Raw genomic sequence first — 18,036 nt, forward strand, 5'->3', positions numbered from 1 at the left:
CCTTAATTTTAATTTACTATATTTTATCTTTATCTACTCTTTTACTATCAAACTTCTATCATCGCCACCACTGTTTTCTTCGATAAACTCATATATCTTTAAAATCTCTTTCCATTCTTCTCTAAACTGCTGTAGCCTATCTATGCCACCCTGTGTTATTCTGTAATATTTCCTTAACCTGCTATTGTATTCCATGGCATATACCACCACCATATCGTTACTCTCCATCCTTCTAAGAATAGGATAAAGAGTGGATTCTGATATAGGAGTGCACTGGCTTATCTCCTTTACAAGCTGATATCCATAGGAATCCCCTTTCATCAAAGTAGCAAGTACACAAGCTTCCAAAAAACCTCGTTTCAATTGAACGTCCATATTCCCTTATTTCCTCCTTTCGATAGTTATCTTATAATTACAACTTTCTCTTTTCTGTGTTTATATTATGCTTCACATAGTATTTTTTATTATACGGTTTATAATAATACTATACATCACATAGTATTATTATGCAATATAAAAATTTAATAATATTGTACCAAAGCAAAATATGTTTTCTGAGCCTTCTCAATATTATCCACTATCACTGTTACGACCAAAAGAGCCATATAACTTATTAATTAAATAAAATAAGACTTGCTCACAATATAGCAAGTCCCATTCTATTTAATTTATGAACCGTTTATCTATTATAAATCGTTTTTATTTCTAAAATCTTGTCATTCAAAGAATATTTAACCTCAATTATAGCATCTTCCTGCAGTTCATGATGCTTGTCATACATTTCCGTAAGTCCATTTACCCTGCCCTTAACAGATTTGTGAGTATTAACTTCTTTTTTGTATATGGTTTTTCCATCTTTTCTATATTTGACGGTAATACGGCTATCCTTGGGAATACTATCCCCAACAGGATTATTCGTACCCAAAGTCAAAATTCCATATCTAACTTCACTCTTTCCTAGAATATGCTCTATGCGATTACCTTGTCCCTTATTACCCTGCTTTTCTAGTTTTCCTTCTTGTGTACAAGATACTACTTTACATTCCTTTGTGGATGTGTCGTACTGGATTTCAAGATTTAATAATATTTTCAAGTTTTTTCTCCTTAAAATTTATCTTACTACTATATATATGCACATAAACATGATTAAATTTTAAAAAGATAAATTGTATTTGTTTATGTAAAAGTAAAGATCACACATATAATAGCGAATACAATAAACAATGGCGATATTATTACCTGACGATACAATCCTTTTTTCGTTTTTTCTTTTATTAAATATTCTTTTACATTTTTTTTATTTGAAATAATAATTCTAATTGCCATTATACAAATTATTATTAATAAAATACCATACACAATTATTGGCCCATTACCTGGAAATAAGTCTGCTAAAGCAGGTATACCCATAGCTAAAATTAAATTGTTAACTATATGCAATACGATGGATATTTTTATAGAATACTCTATAGCTACATATGCACAAACTATTCCCATCACTATTGTAGGTAACAATTGTACTATATTTAAATGATACATGCCAAAGAGTATTGACGATAATATTATGGCAAATTTCTTTCCGTATGGTTTTAATGAATTTAAAATATAGCCTCTAAAAATTATTTCTTCAAGTATGGGGCCAATTATGCCGACGTAGACAATGGACATTATACTAGTTCTTGTCCATTCACCCGTTGCTCTATCAAGAGATTTCCCAAATCCGCTACCAAATAAACTTAATATATCCTCTATGATGAATATAAATTTACTAGTTATTGTGCATACCGCCATGAATACTATTAAAATACGAAAAAATGATTTCATACTAATTTTTTTATTAAGTGCAAAAATCTGTTCTTTAGTTTGCAATTTTCTATACAAAAAAATTATGCTTAAGCACATTAATATGCTGACAATAACACTGCATATTAGCATTAAAGAATCTTTATCAATTATATTACCTACTGCAGCATATACTAATGTTGTTGTTACAAAAGCTAGCATAAGGCTTATAGCATGCCCCCCCCAATAACACTGCTATAATTTTATTCCACAATCTTTTAAAGTTTGATTTTTCTACCTCACATTTAAAATCCATTTATAATCACCCCTAATGTTTGATAAATTTTAATTTACATTTACCTAATTTATATTATTTTTCCCCTATAAAATGTATTATTATGAGTAATTTTATTAATCATTTTATTTATTATTGGTTATATTTAGTATAACACCTTGTATCTTATTGTCAATTTAAATTTTGCAATTATTCATTTTATATTTTCCATCACTGCCAAGTACAAAAGAGCCATATGTAGCCACATAATAGGAATAATATACATATATACGTAAAAAGCAGTCCCGCCAGTAGAAAATCAATTTTCTTCTACAACAGCGAGACTGCATATACCTTATATATTATTTATTTATTGGGATTTTAAATGAAATAGTAGTGTATTTATTATTTACAAAATTAAAGAACTTTGTGAATTACATCGATTACTGTACCATCTCTGTATTCAACTACTGCCACCACTTCATCACTAGTTTTAATGTCCTGTGGTTTTCCTGTCATTTCTTCTGCTATATTCTTTAATTCTTCTATAGTCATAACTGGAAGTCTTGTGCTCTTCAATGCTTCAATTAAATCTTTTCTTGCTGGGTTAATTGCTATACCCTTTTCAGTTACAACCATGTCAACGCTCTCACCTGGTGTAGTAACAGTTGTCACTCTATCTTTGATGATTGGAGTTCTTGATTTTACAAGTTTAGTAACAATGATAGATAGCTTAGATCCTGCTGCTGTATCACTGTGTCCACCTGAACCACCCATGATAGTTCCATCGGAAGCAGTTGTTACGTTTACATTGAAGTTTGTATCAATTTCTGTAGCACCAAGAATCATGATATCAAGTTTGTTGACAACGGCACCTTTGTTTGCTGCATTTCCGTACATTGATGATGACATTGTCATGTGCTTTGGATTTTCTCTAACAGATTGAACAGCCTTTAAATCGAAACACTGAACATCAAATATGTTTCTGAACAATCCTTCCTGAAGCATATCTACCATGTATCCTGTAATACCACCTGCTGCAAAACTTCCAACTATATTGTTTGCTTTCATGTAATCTTTAAGTTCTGCTGCCACTGCAAGAGATATTCCCCCTGCACCAGTCTGGAATGACATGTTGTCTTTTACAAGACCAGAAGCTACCATTGCTTCACAAGCCATCTTTGCGATCTTAATACCTACTGGATCCTTTGTAACCTGAGTTGTTCCAGAAACTATACCTGCTGGATCTCCAATGCTGTCTACCTTTAAAACGTAGTCCACATTGTGTTGGTATATTTCGATTGGGCATGCTGGATATGGAACCACATTATCAGTAATAGCTATTACTGTATCTGCAAATTCAGCATCTGCTTCAGCATATCCTAAAGAACCACAAGCAGCTGGTCCATTAACACCGTTGATGTTTCCGTATTCATCAGATGTTGGTGCTGCAAGGAAAGCAAAATCTACATGTAAATCTCCACTCTCCATAAGTCTTGCTCTTCCACCATGGGTATGCATTACTGCTGGTTTTTTAAGCTTGCCCTGAGAAACTGCCATGGCTACTGGACCTGACATATATGCAGCGTAAAGTCCTGTAACCACGCCTTCTTCCATATATTTTACAAGGGGAGCATGAACTGGGAAAATAGAACTTGCTGCTATGGTGATGTCCTTGAATCCTCTCTTTGCAATAGCCTCCATAACCATGTTTAAAACATAGTCACCATTTCTAAGATGATGGTGGAATGCTATAGTCATGCCATCCTTTAATGCCAATTTATCTAATAGTGTGTCTAGAGATTCAAACAATTTTGTATCTCCAGGCTTAACTGCTTTTACCTTTAAAGCTCTTTTTTCACATTGGTCAAGATTTGCAAAAGCACCTTCGAAGGGCTTTACTTTTCCGTAACCTTCTATGAAATCAGGTAATTCTCTACCAAGAATATTTTTCATAACTATTCTCCTCACTTGCTTATTTATTATCTAAGACCTAATATTTTAGCTAATTCAAGAGTTGTTTTTGCTCTATTGATTACTGGAAGGTCTACCATCTTACCATTCAATGAGAATACTCCAAGTCCCTGTGCTAACGCTTCTTCCTTAGCTTCCATAACTTTTTCTGCATAGACAATCTCTGCCTCAGTTGGAGCATATACTGAATGAATACTTTCGATTTGTCTTGGATTTATAGAAGCTTTTCCTGTAAATCCTAGATTTTTAGCCTTTGTTGTATCTGCTATTAAACCTTCAAAATCGTTGGTGTCTGTGAACGGAGTATCTATTGAATCCACTCTGCAAGCTCTACAAGCTGTAGCCACTTTATTTCTTGCATATAGAATTTCATCGCCCTGCTTTGTTCTCTTTACTCCCATATCAGAAGTAAAGTCCTCTCCACCTAATAATACACCCTCTATTCTGTCTGAAGATTTTATAATGGAGTATACATTTTCAACGCCATAAGCTGACTCTACAAGAGCAAATAATCTTATGCTCTTAGGCTCAAAGCCCTCTTCTTTTTCTATTCTTGTAAGCTCTGCATCAACCTTTTCCATAGCCTCTTCAGTAGCCTTTGGTACTAGTATTGTATCAGGTTTTACCCTTGCAATATTGTCTATGTCATCCATAGCGTATTCAGTGTCAAGAGGATTTATTCTTACAACCACCTCAACACCTTTATAATGAAGACTTTTAACAGCCTCTCTTACCAATATTCTAGCACTGTCCTTCTCTGTAAGACTTACAGCGTCCTCAAGGTCTAATATTATAGAATCTGCACCTAATATATCAGCGCTCTGTAACATACTAGGGTTGTTTCCTGGCATAAATAACATAGTTCTTCTCAATCTTTTCATTTAACTTCCACCCCTATCTACATACTTGCTCTTTTAACTGCAGTTTCAATTCTAGCCCTAATAGTATAATTCAATGCACCTTTGTCTTGAGCCTTAATTGTAGCACTGGTAACATCAAGATCCTTTAAAGTCTCTCTTATTACTTTTTCTATCTCGCAACCGAACTGTTTCATAACTATGCTCTCAAGTTCTAGTTCTATTTTCCCATCTTCATTTGGCATAACCATAACATAGATATCATTTGACTCCATAGTTCCTGCCTTAGCTGGTTTTACTATTTTCATTTTCTTCAACTCCTATAAGCTTATTTTAAAGAATCTAGGTAAGCCTTCTGACCTTCTTCATATAGGTTGTTTCCTTCACTGTCAATTACAACAACTACTGGGAAATCCTTAACTTCAAGTCTTCTAAGTGCTTCAGCACCAAGGTCTTCATAGCATACAACTTCAGCTTTTTCTACAGATTTACCAATTAAAGCAGCAGCTCCACCGATAGCACCAAAGTAAACAGCTGTATTCTTTTTCATAGATTCAACAACGTCTTTGCTTCTAAGACCCTTACCGATCATTCCCTTTAAACCAATATCAAGAAGTCTTGGAGCATATGGATCCATTCTGTAGCTTGTAGTTGGTCCACCTGAACCAAAAACCTGACCTGGTTTTGTTGGAGTAGGTCCAACATAATACATTATTGCATCCTTTAAATCTACTGGTAGTTCTTTACCAGCATCTAATAAATCAACTAATCTCTTGTGACCAGCATCTCTTAATGTATATATAACTCCTGTTATTAACACAGAATCTCCTGCTCTTAAATCTTTAACTTTTTCTGCTGTTAATGGAGTTGTAATTCTCTTTTCCATAACTCTTCCTCCAAATTTTTAATATAAAACTTTTTTGTTTTAAACTTTGCAGAGTTTTTTCCTATTATAGTTCTGCAGAGGCATGTCTTGCAACGTGGCAGTTAATATTTACTGCTACTGGAAGACCTGCTATATGAGTTGGGTAATGCTCAATATGAACAGCTAAAGCTGTAGTCTTTCCGCCAAATCCCTGAGGCCCAATACCTAGAGCATTTACTTTTTCAAGCATTTCTGCTTCAAGGTCAGCATAGAAAGGATCTGGATTCTTTTCTTCAAAATTTCTTAAAAGTGCTTTTTTTGCAAGATTTGCTGCTCTATCAAAAGTACCGCCAAGACCAACACCTACAACTATTGGTGGACATGGGTTAGGACCTGCATCCTTTACAACCTTTAATATAAATTCTTTAACACCATCTAAACCATCAGCTGGTTTAAGCATCTTTAATTGGCTCATGTTTTCTGAACCAAATCCCTTTGGAGCTACGGTAATTTTAAACTTGTCTCCAGGAACAATGTTGTAGTATATTACTGCTGGAGTATTATTTTTTGTGTTTACCCTTTGAATAGGATCATTTACAACAGATTTTCTCAAATATCCATCTGTATATCCCTGTGCCACACCTTCATTAATAGCATCTTCAATACTGCCACCAACAACGTGTACATCCTGACCCATATCTATGAAAACACATGCCATACCAGTATCTTGGCATATAGGTCTATCCTCATCCTTTGCGATGTTGTAGTTTATTATTATTTTATCTAAAATACCCTTTGCTGTATCCCATTTTTCATTATCTCTATATGTTTCAATTTTGTTTTTTACATCATCAGTTAAATAATAATTTGCATCTATACATAGCTTACGTACTGTTTTTGTTATTTCAGCTGCATTTATCTCTCTCATGAGAAGATCCTCCTATAAAATCTATCTATATTTTACTTAAAATTAAGTCCATTTTAGCATTTACGTTGTAAAAAGGCAGTTTAGGATAAACTGCCTTTTAATTTAACTAAAAAGTTATGTCTTATTATTTTCTTCTGTTTGCCAATGCTACTACTCTGTTCATTTCGTTGTTAACGATCATGAATCCTTCGTCAACACCCATACCTGGTTTAGCTAAACACTGAGTAGCTCCACAAGCCATAGCTATATTAGTTGTTACTTCAGCAGATCTGTTAGTTTCGTTACAAGTACCACCACAGTAAGAACCTACACCCTTTTCATTACAGTAAAGAATAGCTTTTGCTATGTTGTTTACTCCACCTAAGTCTGGAGTCTTTATCTGTAACATATGTCCTGCTTTATTGTCAGCGAAGAATTTAACATCATCAAAAGTGTTACACCATTCGTCAGCAACTAATTCAACATTAAGACCTCTTCTGTCAACTTCAGCTGTTAAATCTCTTAAAGCTTCCATCTGTTTCTGTCTATCTTCAACGTCCATTGGTCCTTCTATTCTCAATGCAAATGGCTCAGCTGCCTTTGCAAGAGTTTCAAGGTAATCAGCCATTTTCTTTGTATCACAGTCAAATGCAGCACCAATTGTTCCATAAACATCTATGTGGAATACTGGTTTGTAAGAATCGCACTGTCTTAATTCAATAACTCTGTTTCTTAACCATTTAACGTACTCTAATAATTTAGAACCATCGTTACCTAATTTTTCTTCAACATTGTTGATTAATGCATGAGGCATAACGTCAGCGCCTTTGATTATCATCTTATCAGCGTTTTCGTATCTGTTGTCTCCTGATTGAGTGAATATTGCTATTCTCTGAATGTCAACACCAGTTTTGTATTCGTCTCTTATAACTTCAGCCATTGTTACTTTCTTTGATTTTGCAACTGCATCAAGTATAGCCTGAGTTATACCGTATCTTATAGCTGTGTGTAATCTCTTACCATTTATCTGCATAGTATCGAATTCTTCAGCTAATTCTACGAAGCTTGTTAACTCTCTTCCAATTAACTTTGGAGCTATTTCATTTTCTATTACTGGAATGAAGTCTTTAGCTAGGAATAATGGATCTCTTCCGCCTGCTCCAGAATACTGAACAGCTGCACAATCACCTAATGCTACCTGTCCGTCCTCTAATATTAGCATAACAGAGATTGACTCACCTGACTGTCTTATGCTTGTGAATCCTTCAGTTACAGCTTCACCAACATATGTGAATCCGTTATGACCTGCTCCTTTTTTTATAGCTCTCTGGTCGTCAAAATAGAAACCAGTTCTACCTGCTGAACATACAACGTCTACAATTTTCATTTTAAAATCCCCCATCCTTATTAGGTTATTTAGGCTATTTTAGTCTATGATTTTTTATATTATCCTCTGCAAAGATTTTGCAGAGGATTATTACAAATTTAGGTTACCGCAAAACTTTAAATATTATACAACACTTACAATTACTTTTTCTCTGGTCTTCCAACAAGGTTACCTTTTCCAACTGCAAATATATCATCAATTGTCATCTGGAAACAAATTGGTCTTCCTTCAAATTTAGCTCTTTCTTCAAGCTTACCTTGGTTGTAGTCGATTAATTCCTTAGTGAAAGGAACGTTTCCTGTCTTGAAGTATCTTACAGCACCATTGTTATCTCTTGCTGGCATCATCTTACCTGCATTCCATTTGCTTGGTGCGAATGGTATATCAAGAACGCCTGCTTCAAATGCCTTAAGAACACCCTTAGCTAAGTCTCCATTTCCTAATCTAAATGTCTCGTCAACTATGCACTTAGTCTCAGCTTTGATTATAGCAATTTCATCTGCTAATTCTTTTGACATTGGCATTCTCTGACCTTTTAAAAGGTTTAATGTCATCTTTGTAGCCTTTATACCTGAAGCATTAGCTTCTTTAGTTGGGATACCAAATGCTTCATGAGGAGTCTTAACGATAACCTTTGTAGCTCCTGCTAAAGCTGCTGCTGCAGAACCAGTTGAAATTACACCGAAAGCCTTAGCTTCATCCTGTGGGAATCCACCCATCCACTGATGGAATACTGTAGTTAAGCATATTCCGCTGTATCCATACTGTTTCATGTACTCTTCACACTGTTCTTCAAGAGCTCTTATAGCTGCAACGTCCTGTATTATGTTACCACACTGACCGTAACCAACTGTTATGTTCTTAACTCCCTGTTCTGCTGCAAGTAAACCTTCTATAATGGCAACTGCATTAGAAGTTGATGGAGGTACAAGTGTTCCTGTTAAAGGTCCAAATGGTTCTCTGTTAATTGGAACTCCAGCTTCTTCATATATACCAACTAATCTATCGCAGTACTGCCAATCCTTTATACATTTATCTAATGGAGCTGATTTTGCATATGGAATGTTGTAGGAGATACCGCCACCTTCATTCGATGTCCATCCTGAAGCATGGATAATCTCTGATAATAATCTAGCATCTGGAGTACCGTGTCTAGCCTCTAATGGAAGATTAACTGATTCATAAACTTTTTTACAGCCAGTAACACCGTGGTTAACTCCTGGGAAACCATTAAGTAATGATCTTCCTGCTTTTATACTTTCATCTATACCAACCTGACATTCATCGTATCTGTTAAGTCTTGTATAACTATCTATTGTACTTGGAAGTAAATCTGCTCCACCTTCATCTTGAAGATGCTGTAGTAATTCTATGTGTTTATCTACTAAAGCAACACCTGCTCTTGGCTGAGCTAATGTTATTCCTTCTTCTTTAGCTTTTGCAAGCTTTAAAGCGAAATTTTTATGTTCAGGCACTGATTTACAAAATTCAATACCATCCTCTATATTTTTAACTTCTTCACCAGTTTTCCATTGTCCAAGGACTTCTTCTCTTATTGCGTAAAACTCGTCGTTTGTAAACTTTTTGTTTTTAACTTCCACGATTTTCTTCCTCCAATCAATTTGTAATATCTATTATTTACAATTCACTAAACTTCTATTAAATATTTTTTCATCATTCTAACTGCAAGATCAGGCAATTCCTGTGCTAAAAGTCCCATGGCAGATAGTATATATGTCTTGTCTAAAAGGAACTTTGGATTTTTAGGTTTCAAATGATTTGCATCCTCCATTTTAAAGGTTCCAGCCTTTAAAATTTGTCCTGGATTCTTGCTGTGCACAAGAACACCACCAGTTCCTATCATGTACTTGACTTCCATTAAGTCCTTACCATACTGCGTATATACAGGTCCCATTGGTGTATAGAAACACTCTATAGTCCCAACGTGTCTTTCCATAGCAATTTCCGTTGCAACCTTTGCCATGGCTTCATCAAAGAAGATTTCATCTTCATTTTGAGGCACCATCTTAATATGTTCATATCTATATTTACAATTTCCTGCTACATCAATTTTTCTATCAGTAAGATCGCCAAGATATGTTCTAAGCTTTCTTGTTCCAGCTGCCTCAAGCAGTGCTATAGCAGAATATCTCATACCTAAATCGCCTTCAACAGTTCTCTTTGCATAAGGTTCTTCTAAGCCTCTAACAGTAACTCCACCCTTAGATGGTTCACCAGCAGCCAAAGAGTGAATATCCGTAGTTGCTCCACCTATATCTACAACCATAAGATCTCCAATGCCCTCTTCCTCATCAGTGCCTTGACTTAGAGCCTCTGCAGCCTTTAAAACTGCTGCTGGAGTTGGCATAAGAATACCATTTACAAAACTCTCGGCATTTCCAAGGCCTTTAGCCTGAACAATATTTCCCATGAAGATTTTTCTTATCTCTTCTCTAGCCGGTTCAACATTCAATTCGTTAAGTTCGGGCATAACATTTTGGGTTATGCTGTACCTTATTCCAGCCTTATCAAATATGTCAATTATCTCATCATTGGCTGTTTTATTACCTGCTACAACAACTGGCACTGGAATCTGATGTTTTGCTATCATCTTTGCATTGTGAATTATACATTCCTTATTTCCACCATTTGTACCACCAGCTAAAAGTATCATATCAAGATTTGAATTTTTGATCTCCTCTGTTTCACCATTGGTAAGCTGAAAATTGTATACATTGAGTATTCTAGCTCCTGCTCCCAAAGCTGCTCTTTTAGCCGCTTCTGCGGTAAGTTCAGGCACAAGACCAATAGCAACCATTTTTAATCCACCAGCTGCTGAAGAGCACGCTAATTTTTTTACAAAGTTAACGTTTTTGCCCTTAATCTGTTCTTCAATCTTTGCATATGCCTTGTTAAAACCAATCATTATGTCATCTTCGATGGTTGTTATATCCTTAGCTGTTGCCAATATTTCTTCATTTTCAATATCTACAGCTGTAAGCTTTGTATAAGTGCTACCAAAATCTAATAATAGGTAAGCGTCCACTTTATTCACCTCTAATAACCTTTATACTTATTTATTTTTAGTCCATTTTATTTATATTTTACATCCAAACTAAGCAATTCCTAAGTCTTTCTTCATATCTGTTATAGTGATTTCGATTGGAGTACCTGGCCCGTAAACTCTATTGTATCCCATATCCTCAAATCTTCTTCTTACATCGTCAAAATCCTGTTTACCAACAACTATATTTCCACCAACGTAAAGAAGAATATCCTTTAGACCAGCTTCTTCGCATTTTTCTCTTAAACCTCTGCAGTCAATTTCTCCTTGTCCGTATAGAGAAGATACAAGAATTAAGTCAGCATTTGTTTCAACTGCTGCGTTGATAAAGTCCTCTTGTGGAGATAGAACTCCAATGTTGATTACGTTGAATCCTGCTTCATTTAATGCGTAGTCGATTATCTTGTTTCCCACAGCATGACAATCGGATCCAATAACGCCCATTACTACAGTTTTGCCATTTTTGTTTTCCATTTGATTTAGCCTCCCAATTAACTAAATAATATAAGTTGTTTTTCATATAACAAATATATAATTAATTCATATAGAGTAAAAATAGAAGTTATCCATTTTAGCCCACATGATAAATTATTAATTTAATAAGTTTAACTGTCCTTCATACTCCTAATACTTAATTGTCGGTATAATGTGTATTCTCTAAATCATATTTTTCATATTCCGCGGTAGATGCTCCACAAGTTTTGATTTCAATGCCTTTACAGAACCATTATCTAACAAATACAAAAACTCAATAATATCTTTATTTTCTACGTTTATGCTCTTTATGTCCTTTAATCTACCTGGTGAAACGATTATAACATCCACATATTTAATGAAATTTTTAAGTTCTTCCTTATCATCGGAATTGGTGTAAGCTATATCCACATTGTCTAAACCTGCTTTTTCAAGAGCTTGTCTAATCTTAAACATAAATTCTTCCGAAATGCATACACATCCAAATCTCGTTCCATCTTTGTACCTAGCAATCTTTACAATAGTCCCTATATCAGGATTAATAGCCACTCCGAATATCTGTTTGTTAAGCAAGCTAGTAAGTTCTGTAACTTCATTTACATGATTAAACGTAGTTATAATAACCTCACAACTTTTAACTATATTCTTTGTTTTTTCACTCATAACTCTCAAATCAGAGATAGTAAGTGGTATGACCTGCATTTTGCTGCTATTGCTCAATGCAGCACTAAACATTTTAGATTGCTCAATATTGCACTCCACAAAGACAAAAGACATTTTTTCCATTATCTCGTTTCTTTCCTTTACCGTCTCTGTGACAAGTTCTAAGAACTCCTCAGTGCTCATTCCATTTTCCATGGCTTCCTCTAAAGCAATGTCCAATACTTTTACGACTTTTTCTTTTAAACTTTTATCCTTCCAAGAGGCCACTTCCTCCATAACAAAGGTGCCTTTGCCCTGAAAGGACTTTATGATTCCGTCCTTTTCTAAATCATTGTAGGCAGTGCTCACAGTATTTCTGCTCACATTTATGGCACTAGCCAGCTCCCTCTCTGTAGGCATTTTGCTACCCACTCTAAAGTTGCCAAGCCTTATCTGCTCTATGATCTGCTTCTTAACTTGTAAATATAATGGAATACCATTTTTTTTATTAATTTTTATATTTACCATATAGTCACCTCTAATGGTTGGGTTAAAAATCCATTTAACCAAAAATAATCATCATGGATTAATGGACTAATCCAATTCCACTTCTATAATACCATACTGACAAAATCATATCAATAAAATTACTAAAAAAATATTTTAGTTTACAGTTTTTTTTGTAAATAAAAAAGAATCCTTACAAAAAAATTGTAAGAATCCTCTTTTCAACAGCTATGTAGCCATCTATAATTTAACTCTACTTTGTTTATTGTAATATTCTCCAATGGATTTGGCCAAAGATTGAGCTATTTTTTTCTGATACTCCTCGGTTTTCAGTAATTCTTCTTCTTGAGGGTTGGACAAAAAACCGCATTCCACTATAACCGCTGGCATGGTATCATTGATGCGGAGAATTTTATATTGGCCTGCTGCGGCTTTAATCTGCCTTTTATTTTCTGGATCCAAATCATTTCTAAGTCCTGTTTGTAACGATTGTGCAAGTTCTTTGCTCTCCTCATGATCGGAGTACCACACCTGAGCCCCTTTATACTTAGATTCCGGAAATTTATTTAAGTGAATACTTATGAACATGTTACACCCTGTGTCCTTCTTTAATGCACATCTTCTGTTTAAATCTTCATTTTTCTTTTGTCTTATGGTGCCATCACTATAAAGTCCAATATCTGACTCCCTAGTCATCATAACTTTATACCCTGTTTTTTCTAGTTCTTCTCTTAAAAACTGGCTTATACTAAGATTGATATGTTTCTCCATGGTACCAGTGGGAGACGTTGCTCCTCCATCCATGCCCCCATGCCCTGCATCGATTAAGATTATCTTATTCTCAGGGAGATTAGAAGATGCAGCTTCACTGGCTCTGTGATTAAAAGATATTATACACAAAAAAGAAATAAGGATTAACACACTGCTGAGAATTATAGTATATACAGGTTTCTTCATAAAACCACTCCTACAAATTATTCTTAGTATAGTGTATTAACCCTTAGGGCATATTATTCTATTACCTTTGATTTAACTTTAATCTTCCTGCAATTTAAAGGTATGTCTTATAAACTTCTGTTGAACTACCCCTGCGATATTGTTGGAATGATCCCCGATTCTCTCTAAGTTTGAAATAAGATCTAGGAACATAGTTCCAATGCCAGCACTACATGAACCCTCATTAAGTCTTTTTACATGGGCTTCTCTTAAACTTTTTTCTAAGGAATCAATTTTATCTTCACACTGTCTGACAAATGCAACTTTGTCCTCTGATTGAGTCCAGAAAGCCTCAATACTTCCCTTTACACAGGATATAACTATAGAAAAGAAGTTTTCCAACTCTTCAGTAGCTACATTAGATAATTTGAATTTTTTTACAATCTTTTCACTGGCGTATTCTGCTATATTAGTAGCGTGATCACCTATACGCTCTATATCATTTACCATATGGAACATAGACATGACAATTTCTTTATCGTTACTAGACAAATGTATTTTTGACAATTTTACAAGGAATACTGTTATATCGTCTTCAAGCATATTTATCTCTTTTTCGTAAAGATAAACTTTTTTTACTAATCTCTCATCGTCATTCAAAAAGGCACTCATGGCTCTTTCTAAATTAGCTTCCGCTTTTTCAGCCATAGCCTTAATCTCTTTTACTGTCTGTCCTACAGCTATAACAGGTGTCTCTAGTAGTCTGTCATCAATAAACTGTGTTCCAAACTTTTCAATCTCATCTTCACCTTTGACGATTTTATTTGCAAGTTTTACCAGATATTTTATAAATGGAAGAAGTATTATAGTGTTAGTTACGTTAAATATTATATGTGAAAATGCTATCTGAGCTTTTACAGATGCCACAGACACATAAGGTGCCTCTGATACAAGCCATACCAATGGTCTAAATAAAGGTATAAATATTAACGTTCCGATCACATTGAACATTAAATGTATGATAGCTGCTTTTCTTGCTGTTTTAGATGTTCCAACACTGGCCAATAGAGCAGTTACACAGGTTCCAATGTTACATCCAAATAAAATTGGAACTACAGTGCTTATGTTAAGAACTCCTGTGCCTGCAAGGGATATCAAAATACCAGTGGTTGCTGAAGAGCTTTGAACTATAGCTGTTATAAGTAATCCAACTGCTATTCCAAGTGGTATATTCCCGTCCATCTTTGACAACATATCAATAAAAATCTGTGATTTACTTAAAGGCTCCATAGCTATCTTCATAAGATCCATACCGAAGAATAGAAGACCAAAACCAAGAACAATGCTTCCTATATCATTGCTCTTCTTGCCGTGAACAAAAAGCACCATTACAGCTCCCACACCAATAAATAGTGGAACTAAAGTACCAATATCCAACGTTACAAGCAGTGCTGTTACCGTGGTTCCAATATTGGCTCCCATGATAACAGAGGTGGCCTGATATAAATTCATAAGCTGCGCGTTAACAAATCCAACTACCATAACCGTGGTAGCACTGCTACTCTGAATTACAGCGGTTACGATGGCTCCAGTAAGTACTCCTTTAATAGGGTTAGATGTTATTTTCTCAAATATTGATTTTAACTTTTCTCCAGCAGTATTTTCAAGACCGTCTCCCATAAGCTTCATAGCATATAGGAAAAGTCCCACACCACCAAACAACTTAAGTACCATGATTATACCTTGACTCATCTTTTTCCTCCAACTCAATAATAAGTTTTATTATTACCTATACTGTATAAATTATTCCGGAAGCGCAAATAAATAAATTTGTGATTATATATGTACATGCTCCCATTCAAGATAATAATATTTACTTTGTAAAGCTTTGTTAAGCTTTAAGATGAAGTTTTTACAGGAACTTAATATTCGTTAACATTTTATTCATATATTATTTTAGCTACCTCATCTGCAGTCTTTCTCCAATCATACTGCCTGCAAAGTTCAGTGCCACGTTGTTTTATATTATCTATGTCCTCCATGCATTGCCCGGTGGTAAAATACTGATGATCTATGGCCCTCTTTATGGCATTTTTTATCTCCTCTGTACTGTAAGGATTGAAAGTTATTGCTCCATCTTCAGCCAGTTCTCCCACAGAAGAATTATTGGAACAAAGTACTAGAGTATTGCAAGCCCATGCCTCTAACACTGGAAGACCAAACCCTTCATAAAGTGTTGGGTACAAAAATGCCTTAGCCTCATTATAGAAATATTTAAGGTGCTCTGTGGGAACGTACCCCGGAAATACCATGTCATCTTCTATTCCAAGTTCTTTTGCATAAGATTTTATTTCGTCAATATATCCAGAATTTTTACCTATAAGTACAAGTTTGCAGCCCTTTTTATTTTCAACATTTTTAAAAGCTTCCATGGCCCTCTTTACATTTTTGTGGTAATATTCTGCTCCCACCATGAGTATATAAGGGTAATTCACATGGTATTTTTCCATAAGTATTTTCTTGGAATTTTCAGTGCCCTCAGTGTTAAAAGCTTCTGTATCATAGCCGTTATTCACCACATAAATTTTGCTTTCATCCATGTTATAAAATTTAATTAAATCTGCTTTTGTATTTTCAGATATACATATTACCTTATATGCTTTTTTCAAAAGGTGTGGCATAATATGGCGATAATATGCATTTTGATGTTTTGCTTCATCTTTAAAATACATAGGTATAAAATCATGTACAGTTATTATTTGTTTTTTTCTGCTAAATAGACACATATAGTGAAAGGGATGGTATATGATAGCATCGCCGTGTACCTTAAATGGCATGACAAATTGTGTATATAAAAAACGAATAAGCCCGCCTTTTTTCTTGTAGCTAGGTTTTACATACTCTGTGCACTTTATTGTATCAACACCGTCTAAATCTATGGGGCATATAGCCTTCAGATCCAATTCTCTATGTTTTTTTAAGTGCTTTATGACATTTTCTGCGTATACTCCTAGTCCTGACGGTTTTTCGTGAAGAATCGTAGCATTAATATATATATTTTTTTTAGTCAAAATAATCCTCCAAATTATAAGCTGAAATAACAAGCTTCTATTTTTTACTACTATAATTATACTGACTTCTCCCTCTATAATCAATACTGCCAAATTTACGGTTTATATAGTATAATAGTTATTATTTTATGAAACAATTGTAGAGGAGGTTTTAAAATATGGAAATAGGAGTTATAGGAGTTGGAATTATAACTAGCAATATTCTTGAGGGTTTTTTAGGGCATGGTCACTGTGAACACTCTTTTCACCTATCCCCTAGGAATAAACAACGTTCACAAATGCTTAGAGATAAATACTCTAGTCACATAACCGTGGAAGCAGATAATCAAGCTGTCCTAGATAAGTGTGAACTTGTAATCTTAGGAACTTTGCCCCAAAACTCAGAGGAAATACTGTGTGAGCTTAAATTTAGATCTTGTCACAAAGTGGTGAGTCTAATTCCCATACTAGGTCTTCCCAAGATTAAAGAAATCATTGGTGACACAAAAATTCTTTGCGACGTGGTTCCATTGCCCTTCATATCAAAAAGGCTAGGTCCTATAGTTGTTTACCCCTCACAAGATGAAATTATTAATCTTCTTGAGCCACTAGGAACCATAGTAGCTGTGGACACTGAAAAGGAGATATCACTATTGAGAAGTACCACAGCCCTTATGAGCCCTTTTTACGAACTTTTATACAGTATAGTTCAATGGAATGTGGACAACGGCCTTAACGAGCCCGCTGCAAAATCCTATGTTACATCTTTCTTTCAAGGTCTATGCCACATGGCCGCTGCAACGCCAGAACACGGCCTCAAAGAATTAGCAGAGGAAATGACTCCCGGTGGACTAAATCACCAAGCGGTACAATATCTCATAGAAAATCAAGGCTTCCAGCTATGGGGGCAAGCACTGGATTCTATACTTGAAAGAGTTTTAAACAAAGCTAAAAAGTAAAAAGAAACTCGGAGTTGTTATAAAATGTACCCTATAGAGTAGACATTATAAAAAAGTCTACCTATGGGGTATTTTTGTGTATAATAGAATAAATAACATTAGGAGAATATACAAATGAGTAATAAACTATTTACAAAAGAAGAAGTTAAAATATTATCTAAAAATAAATATGTTAAGAATGTAAGTAATAAAGCAATTACTTATACTGATGAATTTAAAAGTATTTTTATTGCAGAGTATGAAAAAGGAAAATTTCCAAGAGAAATATTTGAAGAGTTTGGCTTTGATATAAATATTCTTGGAGTAGAACGAGTTAAATCCTGTGGAAAACGTTGGAGAGCTGCTTTTAAGAAAGATG

Annotated in this window: 18 protein-coding genes; 2 read left to right on the plus strand and 16 right to left on the minus strand. The window is 34.7% G+C overall.

Going from position 1 to position 18,036, the window contains the following annotated elements; all coding sequences use genetic code 11:
- Nucleotides 1-33 precede the first annotated feature (33 nt).
- The 16 genes from BUA73_RS09005 to BUA73_RS09080 form a co-directional block, all read right to left on the minus strand.
- A complete protein-coding gene (locus tag BUA73_RS09005; protein WP_072903796.1) occupies nucleotides 34-375 on the minus strand; it encodes a PadR family transcriptional regulator in 342 nt (113 codons plus the stop codon).
- A 304-nt stretch (nucleotides 376-679) separates the two neighbouring features.
- Nucleotides 680-1,093 carry a hypothetical protein gene (locus tag BUA73_RS09010; protein ID WP_072903797.1) on the minus strand — a complete coding sequence of 138 codons (414 nt, stop codon included), beginning with the start codon at nucleotides 1,091-1,093 and terminating at the stop codon, nucleotides 680-682.
- An 83-nt stretch (nucleotides 1,094-1,176) separates the two neighbouring features.
- Entirely contained in the window at nucleotides 1,177-2,004 is an 828-nt protein-coding gene (locus BUA73_RS09015; protein WP_072903798.1) for a CPBP family intramembrane glutamic endopeptidase, read from the minus strand.
- Nucleotides 2,005-2,473: 469 nt separating this feature from the next.
- Nucleotides 2,474-4,012: a citrate lyase subunit alpha gene (citF, locus tag BUA73_RS09020; protein ID WP_072903799.1), complete on the minus strand. Its 1,539-nt coding sequence runs from the start codon at nucleotides 4,010-4,012 to the stop codon at nucleotides 2,474-2,476.
- Nucleotides 4,013-4,038: 26 nt separating this feature from the next.
- Entirely contained in the window at nucleotides 4,039-4,911 is an 873-nt protein-coding gene (locus BUA73_RS09025) for an HpcH/HpaI aldolase/citrate lyase family protein (RefSeq protein ID WP_072903800.1), read from the minus strand.
- Between the two features lie 17 nt (nucleotides 4,912-4,928).
- Entirely contained in the window at nucleotides 4,929-5,195 is a 267-nt protein-coding gene (gene citD / locus BUA73_RS09030) for a citrate lyase acyl carrier protein (protein ID WP_072903801.1), read from the minus strand.
- A gap of 20 nt (nucleotides 5,196-5,215) precedes the next feature.
- Nucleotides 5,216-5,773 carry a Fe-S-containing hydro-lyase gene (locus BUA73_RS09035; protein WP_072903802.1) on the minus strand — a complete coding sequence of 186 codons (558 nt, stop codon included), beginning with the start codon at nucleotides 5,771-5,773 and terminating at the stop codon, nucleotides 5,216-5,218.
- 64 nt (nucleotides 5,774-5,837) lie between these two features.
- The gene (locus BUA73_RS09040; RefSeq protein WP_072903803.1) at nucleotides 5,838-6,680 is read right to left on the minus strand and encodes a fumarate hydratase; all 843 of its coding nucleotides are present in this window, start codon (nucleotides 6,678-6,680) and stop codon (nucleotides 5,838-5,840) included.
- A 124-nt stretch (nucleotides 6,681-6,804) separates the two neighbouring features.
- Complete coding sequence (locus BUA73_RS09045) at nucleotides 6,805-8,046, minus strand: methylaspartate ammonia-lyase (RefSeq protein WP_072903804.1); 1,242 nt, start codon at nucleotides 8,044-8,046, stop codon at nucleotides 6,805-6,807.
- Between the two features lie 140 nt (nucleotides 8,047-8,186).
- Complete coding sequence (locus BUA73_RS09050) at nucleotides 8,187-9,647, minus strand: methylaspartate mutase subunit E (RefSeq protein WP_072903805.1); 1,461 nt, start codon at nucleotides 9,645-9,647, stop codon at nucleotides 8,187-8,189.
- A gap of 47 nt (nucleotides 9,648-9,694) precedes the next feature.
- A complete protein-coding gene (gene glmL, locus BUA73_RS09055) occupies nucleotides 9,695-11,092 on the minus strand; it encodes a methylaspartate mutase accessory protein GlmL (protein WP_072903806.1) in 1,398 nt (465 codons plus the stop codon).
- A 69-nt stretch (nucleotides 11,093-11,161) separates the two neighbouring features.
- Nucleotides 11,162-11,584, minus strand: a complete 423-nt coding sequence (glmS, locus tag BUA73_RS09060; RefSeq protein WP_072903807.1) for a methylaspartate mutase subunit S — start codon at nucleotides 11,582-11,584, stop codon at nucleotides 11,162-11,164.
- A 183-nt stretch (nucleotides 11,585-11,767) separates the two neighbouring features.
- Nucleotides 11,768-12,754, minus strand: coding sequence for a GntR family transcriptional regulator (locus BUA73_RS09065; RefSeq protein ID WP_072903808.1), 987 nt, complete (start codon nucleotides 12,752-12,754; stop codon nucleotides 11,768-11,770).
- A 219-nt stretch (nucleotides 12,755-12,973) separates the two neighbouring features.
- Entirely contained in the window at nucleotides 12,974-13,690 is a 717-nt protein-coding gene (gene cwlD, locus BUA73_RS09070) for an N-acetylmuramoyl-L-alanine amidase CwlD (RefSeq protein WP_072903809.1), read from the minus strand.
- A gap of 78 nt (nucleotides 13,691-13,768) precedes the next feature.
- On the minus strand, nucleotides 13,769-15,421 hold the full coding sequence (locus BUA73_RS09075) for a Na/Pi cotransporter family protein (RefSeq protein ID WP_072903810.1): 1,653 nt from the start codon (nucleotides 15,419-15,421) through the stop codon (nucleotides 13,769-13,771).
- A gap of 188 nt (nucleotides 15,422-15,609) precedes the next feature.
- The gene (locus tag BUA73_RS09080) at nucleotides 15,610-16,740 is read right to left on the minus strand and encodes a glycosyltransferase family 4 protein (RefSeq protein ID WP_072903811.1); all 1,131 of its coding nucleotides are present in this window, start codon (nucleotides 16,738-16,740) and stop codon (nucleotides 15,610-15,612) included.
- Nucleotides 16,741-16,898: 158 nt separating this feature from the next.
- On the opposite strand from BUA73_RS09080, the gene BUA73_RS09085 reads away from it, so the two are divergent.
- Both BUA73_RS09085 and BUA73_RS09090 read left to right on the plus strand, forming a co-directional pair.
- On the plus strand, nucleotides 16,899-17,678 hold the full coding sequence (locus tag BUA73_RS09085; protein WP_072903812.1) for an NAD(P)-binding domain-containing protein: 780 nt from the start codon (nucleotides 16,899-16,901) through the stop codon (nucleotides 17,676-17,678).
- Between the two features lie 114 nt (nucleotides 17,679-17,792).
- On the plus strand, nucleotides 17,793-18,036 hold a 244-nt coding region (locus BUA73_RS09090), incomplete at its 3' end, for an HTH domain-containing protein (RefSeq protein ID WP_341465296.1).

It is taken from the genome of Hathewaya proteolytica DSM 3090 (genome assembly GCF_900142225.1).
GTDB lineage: Bacteria > Bacillota > Clostridia > Clostridiales > Clostridiaceae > Hathewaya > Hathewaya proteolytica.

Excerpts from the sequence above, each read along its gene's own strand:
- BUA73_RS09005 (WP_072903796.1), bottom strand. The coding sequence starts at position 375 with ATGGACGTTCAATTGAAACGAGGTTTTTTGGAAGCTTGTGTACTTGCT.
- BUA73_RS09015 (WP_072903798.1), bottom strand. The coding sequence starts at position 2,004 with ATGCTAGCTTTTGTAACAACAACATTAGTATATGCTGCAGTAGGTAAT.
- citF (WP_072903799.1), bottom strand. The coding sequence starts at position 4,012 with ATGAAAAATATTCTTGGTAGAGAATTACCTGATTTCATAGAAGGTTAC.
- BUA73_RS09025 (WP_072903800.1), bottom strand. The coding sequence starts at position 4,911 with ATGAAAAGATTGAGAAGAACTATGTTATTTATGCCAGGAAACAACCCT.
- citD (WP_072903801.1), bottom strand. The coding sequence starts at position 5,195 with ATGAAAATAGTAAAACCAGCTAAGGCAGGAACTATGGAGTCAAATGAT.
- BUA73_RS09035 (WP_072903802.1), bottom strand. The coding sequence starts at position 5,773 with ATGGAAAAGAGAATTACAACTCCATTAACAGCAGAAAAAGTTAAAGAT.
- BUA73_RS09040 (WP_072903803.1), bottom strand. The coding sequence starts at position 6,680 with ATGAGAGAGATAAATGCAGCTGAAATAACAAAAACAGTACGTAAGCTA.
- BUA73_RS09045 (WP_072903804.1), bottom strand. The coding sequence starts at position 8,046 with ATGAAAATTGTAGACGTTGTATGTTCAGCAGGTAGAACTGGTTTCTAT.
- glmS (WP_072903807.1), bottom strand. The coding sequence starts at position 11,584 with ATGGAAAACAAAAATGGCAAAACTGTAGTAATGGGCGTTATTGGATCC.
- BUA73_RS09065 (WP_072903808.1), bottom strand. The coding sequence starts at position 12,754 with ATGGTAAATATAAAAATTAATAAAAAAAATGGTATTCCATTATATTTA.
- cwlD (WP_072903809.1), bottom strand. The coding sequence starts at position 13,690 with ATGAAGAAACCTGTATATACTATAATTCTCAGCAGTGTGTTAATCCTT.
- BUA73_RS09075 (WP_072903810.1), bottom strand. The coding sequence starts at position 15,421 with ATGAGTCAAGGTATAATCATGGTACTTAAGTTGTTTGGTGGTGTGGGA.
- BUA73_RS09085 (WP_072903812.1), top strand. The coding sequence starts at position 16,899 with ATGGAAATAGGAGTTATAGGAGTTGGAATTATAACTAGCAATATTCTT.